This window comes from Bradyrhizobium macuxiense (assembly GCF_007993935.1).
GTDB lineage: Bacteria > Pseudomonadota > Alphaproteobacteria > Rhizobiales > Xanthobacteraceae > Bradyrhizobium > Bradyrhizobium macuxiense_A.
The window spans coordinates 19019-31235 of record NZ_VITY01000027.1; the positions used below are offsets into that span (position 1 = coordinate 19019).

Consider the following 12217-nt stretch of genomic DNA (forward strand, 5'->3'; position numbering starts at 1 on the left):
TTCGGTCAACTTGGCAAAGGATCGCTAGACCGACTGATCTAAGAATTCGACGCCGGCGTGAAGTGGGATATGCCGACGAGATGTCGGAGTACCCGATCTGCGGATCGCGGGCGGTTCTGTGGTCGAGGAGTTACCCTCCATCACCAGCACGGGTTCTCTTGAAGCAGTCAATCTGGACAAGGCGCCTCGATCGAGCTCATCCGTGCCAAGCACGCTCGCCAAGGTCCTTCATCAGCACTGGAAGGCGGCCCCACGCAGGCCGATGGTCGCATAGTCGTATGGCATCAAGAGATCGATTCGGCCCGCAACAAGCGGCATCAGTCCGAGCCCCACAAACGCAAACACTATGATCGGCGGGCTCGGATAACGCAAGAGACTGCGCAACGGAGCGGACAAGAGAGTTCGGCGCTGGACCATAATCGCTCAGAATACTTGCACCGCAACCGCACGAAGCGTGTTGGTGATCGCGACGTTCGGAAAGCCGGAGACGCCAAGAGCATCGCGAAACTCAACTATGTTCCAGCTGAGAAGAAAGCGGGCTAACCGTCAACTATCGAAGTTGGCAGGCGACCGCAAATCGGCGCGGAGGCGTGGAACGCCGCGCCCCATTCGACGCTCCTAGCCGGCGACGGGGCCTAGAATGCGAAAGAGACCTTAAGCGTAGCGCGCGACAAGAACCCTCACGCCTCGAGGGCAGCAATAACAGCGTTGATCGGCCCGATGCGCTCGATCAGCGAATGGTCCGACGAACGCTCACGTCCACTTGAATTCCGTGATCGCCGAACAAGCCCCTTGTGATTACTAAGGCTTCGCCGCAAGTTCGGCGCTATCAAATCGCGGGATGCTACAGTGCTTACCTCAGTCAACTCCCAACCCTGATGATTGATCTAGATAACAGAAGCATGTCACCTTTCAGTCGTTGAGCGACGAGCCGACCAGTTGAGAAACTGGATTTTGGCGCCACCTGAAAGGAGTTTGGCATGCAACATCAGCTCGACTCTGTTGTCGCCAGCGGCCATGATAAATGCGCTGTTTCGCCGGGTGTAAGAATCCTGTGCACTGAGATCTGCTCGAACCGCGACCTCTCCGTTCTCCTGGAAACGCATGATGTACCTTCCGGCGAGGCCGCTGCGTGCATCGGTCTCAAAAAGTCCTGGGCATCGGAGCTGTCAATTGCGTGCTCTGCAACTAACCTTTCTGGTTGAAAGCAATGTGGAGAACAAACCTGAAAGAAACTTGCCAATTCCCGCCTCGAAAAGATTCCGCTTTGAGTTACTTCACAATGTCAAATTCCGACAACAAGAGCGGTGGTTGGAAAGTGGAGGCGAGCCGATGCTTCGCAAAATTGATGCCGGTCTAGGGTCCTGTCCCGGTAATTCGTGAGCAAAGTCGATGCAGTTTTTCGAGGATTGCGTCTGCCGTAGCAGTCCAGCGGAAGGGCTGGCGGGTGGTGTTGTATGCAGAGACGAAGTGATCGATTTCGCGGACGAGCTGCTTAACCTTGGAGAAGGAGCCGCGGCGGATTGCCTTGTCGGTGATCAACGCAAGGAAGCGCTCCACTTGGTTAAGCCAAGCGCTGTAGGTGGGAATGAAGTGCATGTGCCAGCGAGGTCTGATTGCGAGCCAGGCCTTGATCTTCGGGTAATTGTGGGTCGCGTAGTTGTCGATGATGCAGTGGATATCCAGTTTTCCGGGGACCGCCTTATCAATCTCGCGCAAGAACGACACGAATTCCTGATGCCAGTGACGTGGCTTACACCAGGCGAGCATCGTCCCATCAATCACATTCAGTGCTGCGAACAACGTGGTGGTGCCGTGCCGCTTGTAGTCGTGAGCAATCCCTTCGACGTAACTGAGGCCCATGAGCAGCATTGGTTGTGTGCGCTCCAGAGCCTCGCACTGACTCTTCTCATGGATGCAGATCGTAAAAGCATTGTCGGGTGAGCTCAGGTACAGCCCGACGACGTCGCACAGCGTCTCGATGAGGAAAGGATCGTTGGCTCCAACGCTGGTGGCAGATGATGTGTAGCGAAGGGACTTTGTCGGAAACCACGCACATCGGACTCTCCGGTGATCGCGTAAGCGTCGAGCATTGAAGCAAGCTGTTCTGCGAGCGGCCAACTGAACGAGGGGCGCGGGGTAGTCAAATTCAAAAGGAGAACTGCATGCGGCGCAACGATGAAATGAAGCTCGGAGTGTTCCTCTTTCAATCGGGATATCACGAAGGCGCATGGCGCGATCCTAGCGTGCCAGCAAATTGCGGAGTTGATATTGGCCATTATGCTCAGCTAGCAGCACTAGCGGAAGGTGCGGCACTTCACTTCATATTTCTTGCCGATAGCCCAAGCGTGTTCGATCATGCGCACATAGCTCGTTCAAGCCGACACGACGGGTTCGAGCCAATTACGCTCTTGTCGGCGCTTTCATCGAGAACACAAGATATCGGCCTTGTCGGAACGGCGACGACGACGTACAATCAGCCTTATCATCTTGCACGCATGTTTGCCTCCCTTGACCACCTATCGCGGGGACGTGCGGCCTGGAACATTGTCACCTCCGCATTTAAGTCCGAAGCTGCAAATTTCGGTGAAAAGGAACTTCCAGACCATGACGAGCGCTATGCTCGAGCAAGAGAATTCGTGGAAGTTGTCAAGGGTCTTTGGGACACGTGGGAGGACGACGCTTTCATTCGCGACAAGTATAGTGGTATTTTCGTTGACACTACGAAGCTGCATTTGCTTAACCACCGAGGGAACTACTTATCAGTGCGAGGCCCTCTGAACATCGCAAGGCCGCCTCAAGGGTATCCCGTATTGGTCCAGGCTGGAGCATCCGATACCGGAATAGGGTTCGCGGCAGAATTCGGTGAGGTTGTGTTCACCGCTGCCCCTTACTTGGAACACGGCCAAAAATATTACGCAACTCTCAAAGAGAGAGCGCGCGCACTTGGACGACAGGACGATCAGCTGCTAGTCATGCCGGGTATTATCCCGATCGTCGGCAGGACCAAGAAAGAAGCATCTGAGAAGCTAGAAAAGCTACATTCGTACGAACACATCGACGTTCAAATAGGAATGGCCGATCGCGTTCTGGGGTCTGTCACCGACCTGCGTTCAGTGGATCTCGACTCATTGGTCCCCGAGGCTTTACCGCAGACGAACTTCATGCAAAGTCGCCAGAAACTGCTCCTCGACGTGGCTGCACGCCAAAAATTCACCTGGAGACAACTAATCCGCTTTATATCGGACAGCAAAGGCCATCTCTTGGTCATCGGAACACCGGACGAAATTGCCAACGCCATGGAGGAAACATTTGAGCAACGCGGGGCTGACGGTTTCAACGTGCTTCCGGTGCCGCTCCCCGGGGGGCTCAAGGATTTTGTTGATCTCGTCGTTCCCGAATTGCGCCGACGAGGCAAATTCAGAACCGGGTATTCGGGACAAACACTCAGAGAGAACCTCGGTCTCAAGCGGCCACTGAATCGGCTCGCGCAGCAACGATAAGTCTGTGAATAAGCGCCAAGCTGTTGAGCAGGGCGCGGCTTGGCCGCCGCCACATTTTGCGATTGCAAGCTTCCCGGATCTGAGCCGCGGATTGAGAATTCCGATCCAGCGGCCTTGATTGGCGACAAGGCCTACGATGCCGATGCCTTTATCCATGCCCTCACCAACAGGCAAATCACCTCGGTCATTCCTTCCCATCCCCGCCGCGCGATTCCGCTGTTGTGTGATTTTCGCCCTCTATTGCGAGCGCAACCTCGTCGAGCGCTTCTTCAATAAACTCAATCACTTTGGCGCTATCGCAACGCGCTACGACAAGCTCGCCAGAAACTTTCTCGCCGGCGCATACCTAGCCTCGGCTTTCAGCTTGCTCAACTGAAGACAGGTTCTAGTCGACGGAGGCACGCCGGGATGGTTGATTCGTGCGCTGATCGTTAATCGGCTTGCCAAGCTCGACGATGTCGACGCCCTCAGCCGGGAGATTGGTGCCGAGACCCGTCTCCGTTTGATGCGGCAGCTGATCACGAGCGTAGTTCTCATACGCTTATAGACCGAATAGGTTGTTTGGGTGGGAAAGAAGTTTCGGAGCTCAGCACGCAGCTCGGCTGGCACTTTTCGAATATTCGACTGAAATGGCAATTGAGAACCATGAAGCGGCCATGCAACGGCACTGTGTCCAATCAGACCGCATGACGGCTACAGAATCCACGCTCTGCGATTGACGATCCGCTTAGCGTCGTGCCAATGCCGTCCCAGGAGACGACCGACCTTTTCCTCGTGCGAAATGAGGCCGCTCGCTTGCCTTTTTCCGTGCCGTGAGGGCTGCGCGATATGAAGCCACTAGACTGGAAATATGACCGGATTGCCGCTCGCAATAATGTGACTTAGGGCCGATTAAGCGCACTCCCACTCCTTGTAGGTGCGCGCAGATATACGCCTGGCTAATGTCCCGCCGGCAGATCCGGCAATCAAACGGTAGCGCAGCAGTGTGAGGCGCTTCGCTGACTAGAAATTCGAGACTATTTCTTCATGACAGTCAAAATCCTGCAGTTCGGCGGCCCCTCATACGCGGATTATACCGGTTCGCTTCTGCGCAGACAATGAACAGGCTCGCCACTGATGCAGATCAAGTTGGAATCGCTAAGGATGGTGGCGTTGTCTGTAAATGACGATGCGATAATACGGAATTGGATAGCATCCCCTAACACGGAAGATTGTTTCCATCGGCGTTCATGCTGCTTTCGAAGCAAGTCAACTGCGGCTTGGTCGCGCGGCCACGGCAGGGGAACGACATGATCGAGATTCCGCTGGAACTTCCGGCCCACGATCTACGGGCCCTCCAGAGCAGGCTTCCGAAAACATCCGGCGTAGCGACCTGCTATCCACACTTCGGCGAACTGCTCCAAGGCGCCTTCGATGTCGCGGAGGGAGGGCATCGCCGGACTACGCGTGCGCTGGTCTCAGTTCACACGCCGTATGCCGACGGATCAGTCGCCCGCGTAACGTTGGACCCAAGCCGCAGGGGGAAGTTCGAGCCCGAGGCTGGCCACACCGGCATCCAAGTGAGACCGCCTCACTTCCGCAAATGTGAGATCGCGGCTCGGCTAGCCCTCGATGCGTTCGAATTGAAGGGCATGTCTGCCAGACTCGAAGTGACGACGGCCGTCCCTGAAAGTGCCGGTATGGGCTCGTCTACGAGCGGCGTAGTGGCCTCCATCCGCGCCGTCGCCCACGCTGTCAGTGTCTATCGCGGTGTGCCCATCATTCTGGCGCCTCATCTGCAAGCGAAGCTCGCGGTTGCGGCCGAGCATTCGAGCGACTCGCTGATGTTCGACTGCACGGCAAGCACCGTCCTGTTTGCGCAACGCATCGGCAAGATTGTCCGGATGTTCAATGGCGCTCTCCCGCAAATGCGTATTCTGGGGTTTGATACCGGCTCTGCCGGTGGCGGTTTCGATACCGACCGTTTGCCGCGAGCCCGCTACTCGCGCGACCAGATCGCCGCCTTCGGGTGTGCGTTGGCGGTGCTGGAGCGCGCAATTGCGGAGCAGAGCGTCGCCCTTGCTGGCCGGGTTGCAACCTTCTCCGCGACCACGAGTGAGACCGCCATGCAGAATCCGCTCAAGAAGCCGAAGTTCAACGAACTCCTCCGCATTAAGGAAGGTACCGGCTCGGCCGGAATCGTAGTCGCCCATAGCGGCACCGTTGCTGGCTTGATCTTCGACCCGACTCTGCCCGACCTTCGTACCAGAGTGGCTGAGGCCAGCACCGCGATAGCACGCCTTGGTTTCGATCGACTTTGCACCTTTTCTACCCCGTATTGAGGTTGCACGAGATGCCGGACATACTCTCCGTCATCATTGCCGCTCATGCGCCCCTCAAGATCGTTTCATTGCGGCCTGAAAACTTGGCCGCCATTGACTTCAGGATGATGAAGGTGTTCCCGGCCTTCAACATCATCGAAACAGGCCTGCGCAACGGCGACATCGGCCCCAACACAACGGTAGTCGAAACTTCGAGCGGAACGATGGCTCTTGGCCTCGCCATCGTTTGCATGCACTTCGGGCTCAAGTTACACATCTTCGGCGATCGCGCCATCGAGCCGCCGCTCAAATCCACGATAGAGGAGTTGGGCGCTGAAGTGCACCTCGTCGACGCGACTGCATCCGACGCCAACGTGCAGTTGCTCCGGAAGCAGGCGCTGCTGGACTTCATGGATCGCACCGGAGCCACCTGGTCGAGTCAGTATGACAACCTGGGCAACCGCCTTTCCTATGCGCGTCCGGCCGAGGAGGCCATCAGGCAATTCGGCAAGATCGACGTGATGGTCGCGACGGTTGGCTCGGGAGGTTCATCCTGCGGTCTTGCTCACTACTGCCGCGCCTTCTTTCCCGAGATGAAACTTGTCGGAATCGACACCTTCGGCAGCATATTGTTCGGCCTTCCGGTGGGGCGCCGCGATCTGCGCGGTCTCGGCAACAGTATTATGCCCGGCAATTTGATTCACGAGGCGTTCGACGAAATCCATTGGTTGGGCGCCAACGAAGCATACCAAGCTGCGCACCAACTTCATCGCGAGACTTCACTAAAGCGTGGGCCTACGAGCGGGGCCGCCTATCTTGTCGCCAAGTGGTATGCAGAGCGTTTCCCCCAAAGCAAGGTGCTCGCGGTGTTCCCTGATGACAGCAACCGTTACGAGCACAGCGTCTACGATTCAGCGTGGTTGCACGAGCACGGCTATCGGGCCGAGCTTGCGGCGATCGAGCCTGTTCTCGTCCATCATCCCCTTCGCGCCAATGGCGGCTGGTGCCGCCTCGATTGGAGCCGCCGCTCATTAGCCGGCTTGATGGGGTCTCCGCATTCCGCGAACTGAACCCTACTGCAATGGCCATCTCAGCCGCGATCTTCATTGAGTCCAATAGCTCCGGCTCGGGTGCCGACTTCATTCTGCGCGCCCGAGAATTGGGGCTCTTTCCCGTCTTTGTCACCGCCTCGCCTAAGCAGTATCACTTTCTGCACGGCAGTCCGGACCTTGACTTACGTACCTGTGACACGTCCTCAGAGGCCGCTGTTACTGCAGTCGTCGATGATGTCGCCGCGTCCATGCCGATCGAGCTGCTTACGACGTCGAGCGATCTCTATCTTTACACAGCCGCGGTGCAAGCCAGGCGGCTCGGGCTCGCCGGTCCGAATCCCGAGGCCATCGCGCTTTGCAGGGACAAGGCTCGCCAAGCTGCCGCCCTGCGTGAGGCTGGCGTTGCGGTCCCCGATAGCGCGACTGTCGGCGCCGACTGCGATATCCGCAACGCCCTCACGCGGGTCGGCTTGCCTGCAGTCGTAAAGCCGATCAGTGGGACCGGTAGCGTCGGCGTCACCCTGGTGGAAACCGAAACCGACGCGATTCAAGCCTTGCGCAACCTGCTCGGCACCACCACCGACGTGCGTGGCCGTCCCATCCAATCTGGTGCCCTTATCATGTCATACATCGCGGGTGACGAGTTTTCCGTGGAGATTCTCGACAGCTGCGTCATCGGCGTGACACGGAAACATCTCGGAAGTCTACCGCATTTCGTCGAGATCGGACACGACGCGCCGGCAATTCTCTCGCCTCAGTTGCGAGCGCAAATCGCACATGAAGCCCTTCACGCTATAGGGGTCCTGGGCCACGCGCGGGGACCGGCTCATGTCGAACTTCGGGCACACAAGGGCTTCGTCACGATCATCGAAGTTAATCCACGCCTCGCCGGCGGCTCGATCCCGAGCCTTTTCCGTCACGCGACTGGTTTCGATCCGATCGTCGCGGTCCTCCGCAGCCTGCTGGGGATGCCTTCCGCGACTCCGGGCGCAGGCGCTCACGGTTCGATCCGATTCATCCTGCCGGAGCGCGAAGGCCTCTTCGACCTCCCTCAGTCCCGCGAGCGCCTAGTCGACCGCTTCGGACTAGCGGAGTTCGCCCTATATCGCACTCTGCCGATAGAGTTCAGACCATACAACGATTTCCGCGACCGAATTGGTCACGTCATCGCAGTTGATGATGATGCAGCGGCGGCTGCCTCGCGGGCTGAAGCTGCGGTTGCTTTCATCCGGCAGAAATGAGGAGATAACATTGCAGGACACAGGCCGCATCAAATCGACACTCCATCCAGAAGCGAGCTCCATCGTTTTTGACGCCGATCTTCGGCGGGCAGTGAACGACGAGCTACCCTTCTACGCCGAAGTCGATCGGGCCCAGGCCATTATGCTTGAGCGAGTCGGGTTGATTGACCGCAGTCTCGCCAAGAAAGTGCTCGTCGAGCTCGATAGATTACAGGCCGAGGAATTCCACAGCCTTGCCCTTTCGCCCGCCCCTCGCGGCGCCTATCTCGCATATGAGGACCATCTCCGTTCAGTGATCGGCAAGGAAGCCAGTAATTTACATCTTGGCCGGAGCCGCAACGATATCAACGCGACGCTCGTGAAGCTCAAGCTCAGAGGGCCATATCAGGAACTAGTCGGCGAACTCCTCGAACTTCTGCGTGTGCTGTGCGGGTTGGCTCGAGCTCACCTCAACACGGTTTTCCCGCTGCACACTCATCGTCAGCCTGCCTTGCCGTCCACCTTCGCGCACCATCTGGCGGCGTTCGCTGGTGCGCTAGCGCGCGATTTGGATGCGCTTCTGGCCGTGCATCCGCTCCTCAATCGCTCCTGTCTCGGTGCCGGCGTTGGAGGTGGCTCGACCTTGCCGATTCTACCCGACTTGACGGCAAGGCTGCTCGGGTTCGCGACGCCGCCTATCAACTCCATCGATAGCGTGGCATCTCGCGATCTGATCCTTCGCCTGCTGGCCGGCTCGGCGATTCTGGGATCGAATCTAAGTCGCATCGCCGAAACGCTGCTGCTCTGGGTAGGCGAAGCAGGGCTGGCTAATCTTCCGGACGAACTGGTTGGCTCTAGCTCCGCGATGCCCCACAAGCGAAATCCGTTCCTTCTCGAGCAGGTCCAAGGAAAGGCGGGCGCGTTAATTGGCTATTTTGTCGCCTCAGTCACGGGCATGCATAGCACGCCGTTCACGAACAGCGTGGCCGTCGGAACGGAAGCTACTCGCCATGTCTGGTCTGGTATCGCCAATTCCATTGCGTCGGTGCGCCTCATCCGACTATGTTTTTGTGGCCTGACCGTCACCGAGGATGCTTCGTCTATGCTCGACAGGTCGTTTGTAAATGCCATGGAAACGGCGACGCGGCTCGCCGTCGACAGTGGCCTCGATTTTCGATCCGCTCATAATGAAGTTGGGCAGCTGGTGACGACAGCTGTCGAATGTGGTGCTCCAAGCCTCTTGACCATCATGCAGAGAGGCAGGCTACTGGATTCCGTCGACGTCGCGCTGGCGCCGGACGTCATTGCGAGAACGGCTCGAGCAGGGGGAGGGTCCGCTCCCGAGGCCGTTGCCGCAGCGCTCGACGAGCTCGAGAGGGACGCCAAACGATCGGCTACGCTTTTGGGCGAGATCGGGGCTGGTTGGAGCCGTGCTCAAGAAGAACTTCGTTCTACAATCGAGAGCCTCAACAGATCATAGCTTCAACCGATCGACAAGGGAGAAAGGGCTCAGCAGTGAGGCACCGCGTTTGTCTTTTGCATCGTTGCGAAGAAGGCTCAGTTGTCAAGCAGCTGCTCAGCACCCTCGAGGCGGAGCGCCCGATCAAGCGAACCTCGAAGGGGAGGAGCAGGATGACGAGCTGCTTGCCGGGGTTGTTGCCGACGACCTGGAGCGTGGAATTTCAACCCGCCTTTCGTGCGGCCGATGCAGCGAGAAAAACTCCTTTTTTAGGAGGCTCGAGCAGGCGCGAGAAGAGGTTCAGGATCAGGCGCAACAGAAGCCTGAGCCAGGCGCGGACGAGGCGGAGATTGTGGCCGAGGGCGGTAAGGACGACGTTGGCAGCATCACCGTCGCTGCCCTTGAGCTGGCAGCGGCCGAGATGTCCGTCACTCTTCATGTGGCCAATCACAGGCCCGATGGCTGAGCGGCGCCTGAGCTCGCGCTTGAGCATCCCGAAGACACCGCGCTTTTGACCGGAGATGAAGACGCTGCGCGGGTTTCCGTTGCGTGGCCACGATAGCCCTTGTCAACGTAGGCGCCCTCGATGGCCCAGTCCGTGAGTGTGAGTGTGTCGGTACTGTTGATGACGTCGCCGAGCGTGTGCCCGTCATAGGGGTTGCCCGGCAACGCCGTGGCGTGCACAACGAATTGGTCGCCCGGAGCGCGGTGTTGGTCGTGACGATCGAGGCTTTCACCCCGAATTCGTAAGGCGCGCTGGCCTTGCCCTTGCCGATGCACTCGACCTCGGGCGCGTGGAAGGCTGCGCGCCAAAGCGGCTGCGCGAAGATAGCCTCAAGCTCGCCCTGGCCGCCGATCTTGCGGCGGATGTCACGGATGACGCGGCCGAGCCACATCCGCAAGCTGCGCAATTGCCGACGATTGCCCTTGAACTATTTTGCGTAGGCATTGTGTCCTGCCATCATCGCTGCCCGCTTGGCGATGCGTTGATACGACTGCCGCAGCCATGCTCGCGCGCCAGCCGATTGAGGCCCCTGATGGCCGCGTGGATGAGCTTGGCGTCGGTCGGGAAGGTGCTGGCCCTTGGGTTGAACGGTGGTGTCCACCGTCACCCGCTTGAGATCGCGCGTGCAGTGCGCCAGCCCCGTGCGCGATCCGTAGGCTCTCAGCCACCAAAAGCTCCAGCTTGTCGCCGAGCCGCTTGCGCCCATGACTGAGGTCAGAGCGCTCGGGCGGAAACTCATGCTGAAAAAACTCAAAGCCGGTGAAGTGCTGGAGGTATGTCGCAGACCCAGCGCTCGCAGACGCCCTCGTCGGACAAGCCGTAAAATGTGCTTGAACAACAACAGTCCGATCAGGAAGCGGCTTGCGATCGCAAGACGACCGATGCCGCTAAAGCGGTGCGACCTCCCGATCGATCCAGTCCCAGTCGATCCTGGCCGCCATCTGAACCAGCTCGTGCTTCATAATGATGATCTGATCCACCCTGGCACGAAACAGATCGTGTTCCTCCGTCGTCTCAGGCTTCTTCGGTCGCATCCGTGTCTCTAACTCCGCTCCGAACACGGAATCACGAATGCTGATTCGATGGAATTCTTGAAGATGAAATTTGCAAGCTTTCCACGCCTCAACTATCGAAAGCTTGCAATCTCAAAACCGCGGCCACGCCAAAAACCGACTCTCGCTCAATGGTCTGGGTACTTCTTACGGACAACTACCTATGTGCGCCCTCCCGATGCTGAAGCCGATCAAGCGGATTGGCGCGAAGTCGCGCGCATTGTGCTTGGTATTGATCCGACCCTTGAGCCGGATCGCGCGGCGCTGTCGACAGTCATCTGGCTCGCGCCAAGTGGGCGGCGCGTCACGGCTATCGGGATCTCCTGCGCCGCGGTTGGCCGAAAGGTGAAGATTGAAGGGCATCTGGACCGGACGTGACTTGTTTCAGATCGCAAGAATAGATCGTTCCATCTTGAAAGTGCCTAAGCATTGAATAACTGCCTGACGCAACCAGAAATCGTCACAATTGTCAGTCCAGTTTCCTTGCGTGTGCATTTAGGGAAAAATAGCACGATGCCAGGTGCCGACTGGAGATCAGAGAACGCATACCATGCGGCCAAGGCAGCAGAAGCGGTCGACATCGCCTGGGAGTGGCTTCGTCGCGATTGCGAGTATCAAAAAGACTTTGGGGCCTTGGTCCGCAGCGAACAGTCCAGCGCGACGTCGGATCGCTTCCGACGAAAGTGGGGGCTGACGTTTTGCAGCTGATCGCAAAAAACGTTCGACGAGCAAGCCGTTTTCTGGACCCCCGAGGCGCTCTCGACCATGCTGCCCGTCCGTGCAGCGATCTGCTCGGCGGCGTCCAAACGGTACGAGCTTGATTTAAGCAAACTGGCTGGCTGCGAGCTTCGTCATGCGTCAGATGGATGGCATGCCATCGTGCCGCTCGGAGGAGCGAGGCATCGCCTTTGGGGTCGTGTCCCTGAGCGTGGTGTAACTGGCGGCGGGGCACCGCATTCACCGGCAAGCGCCGGGCAGGTCAGCTGGCGATCGCCGGAAGGCTGACGGTTGGATCATCGCTCAATGGCGCGATGGTTTCCAGTGTCATGTAACGGGCGTGCTGGACGGCCCATTCATCGTTCTGTTCGAGCAGGATCGCGCCTATCAGGCGCACGATCGCGTCCTC

The 12217-nt window shown here is 58.3% G+C and carries 9 protein-coding genes and 3 pseudogenes; 8 read left to right on the forward strand and 4 right to left on the reverse strand.

All coding sequences use genetic code 11. The features are described 5' to 3' along the window. Positions 1-905 precede the first annotated feature (905 nt). Both FBZ93_RS39695 and FBZ93_RS39700 read right to left on the reverse strand, forming a co-directional pair. A complete protein-coding gene (locus FBZ93_RS39695) occupies positions 906-1106 on the reverse strand; it encodes a hypothetical protein (RefSeq protein ID WP_146993137.1) in 201 nt (66 codons plus the stop codon). A gap of 250 nt (positions 1107-1356) precedes the next feature. Next, positions 1357-2232, reverse strand: a complete 876-nt coding sequence (locus FBZ93_RS39700) for an IS630 family transposase (protein WP_283810893.1) — start codon at positions 2230-2232, stop codon at positions 1357-1359. Between FBZ93_RS39700 and FBZ93_RS39705 the strand changes: the two genes are divergently transcribed. The 6 genes and pseudogenes from FBZ93_RS39705 to FBZ93_RS39730 all read left to right on the forward strand — a co-directional run bounded on the left by FBZ93_RS39705 (position 2166) and on the right by FBZ93_RS39730 (position 9555). Continuing rightward, positions 2166-3503, forward strand: coding sequence for an LLM class flavin-dependent oxidoreductase (locus FBZ93_RS39705; RefSeq protein WP_146993138.1), 1338 nt, complete (start codon positions 2166-2168; stop codon positions 3501-3503). The genes FBZ93_RS39700 and FBZ93_RS39705 overlap by 67 nt on opposite strands. A 105-nt stretch (positions 3504-3608) precedes the next feature. Then, positions 3609-3879: pseudogene (locus tag FBZ93_RS42100) on the forward strand (transposase); the annotation flags it as partial. 913 nt (positions 3880-4792) lie between these two features. Next, positions 4793-5824, forward strand: a complete 1032-nt coding sequence (locus tag FBZ93_RS39715; protein WP_167529457.1) for a kinase — start codon at positions 4793-4795, stop codon at positions 5822-5824. 11 nt (positions 5825-5835) lie between these two features. After that, positions 5836-6873: a pyridoxal-phosphate dependent enzyme gene (locus FBZ93_RS39720; protein ID WP_146993140.1), complete on the forward strand. Its 1038-nt coding sequence runs from the start codon at positions 5836-5838 to the stop codon at positions 6871-6873. Between the two features lie 11 nt (positions 6874-6884). Next, positions 6885-8096, forward strand: coding sequence for an ATP-grasp domain-containing protein (locus FBZ93_RS39725; RefSeq protein WP_146993141.1), 1212 nt, complete (start codon positions 6885-6887; stop codon positions 8094-8096). Between the two features lie 10 nt (positions 8097-8106). Then, positions 8107-9555, forward strand: a complete 1449-nt coding sequence (locus tag FBZ93_RS39730) for a lyase family protein (protein WP_167529458.1) — start codon at positions 8107-8109, stop codon at positions 9553-9555. Positions 9556-9757: 202 nt separating this feature from the next. Here the strand turns inward: FBZ93_RS39730 and FBZ93_RS39735 are convergent. Next, positions 9758-11073: pseudogene (locus tag FBZ93_RS39735) on the reverse strand (IS5 family transposase). Positions 11074-11121: 48 nt separating this feature from the next. Between FBZ93_RS39735 and FBZ93_RS42105 the strand changes: the two are divergent. Continuing rightward, positions 11122-11469, forward strand: coding sequence for a hypothetical protein (locus FBZ93_RS42105; protein WP_433995485.1), 348 nt, complete (start codon positions 11122-11124; stop codon positions 11467-11469). A gap of 135 nt (positions 11470-11604) precedes the next feature. Next, positions 11605-11799 carry a transcriptional regulator domain-containing protein gene (locus FBZ93_RS42110; protein WP_433995486.1) on the forward strand — a complete coding sequence of 65 codons (195 nt, stop codon included), beginning with the start codon at positions 11605-11607 and terminating at the stop codon, positions 11797-11799. Between the two features lie 271 nt (positions 11800-12070). Here the strand turns inward: FBZ93_RS42110 and FBZ93_RS39750 are convergent. After that, positions 12071-12217, reverse strand: a pseudogene (locus FBZ93_RS39750) (IS256 family transposase); the annotation flags it as partial.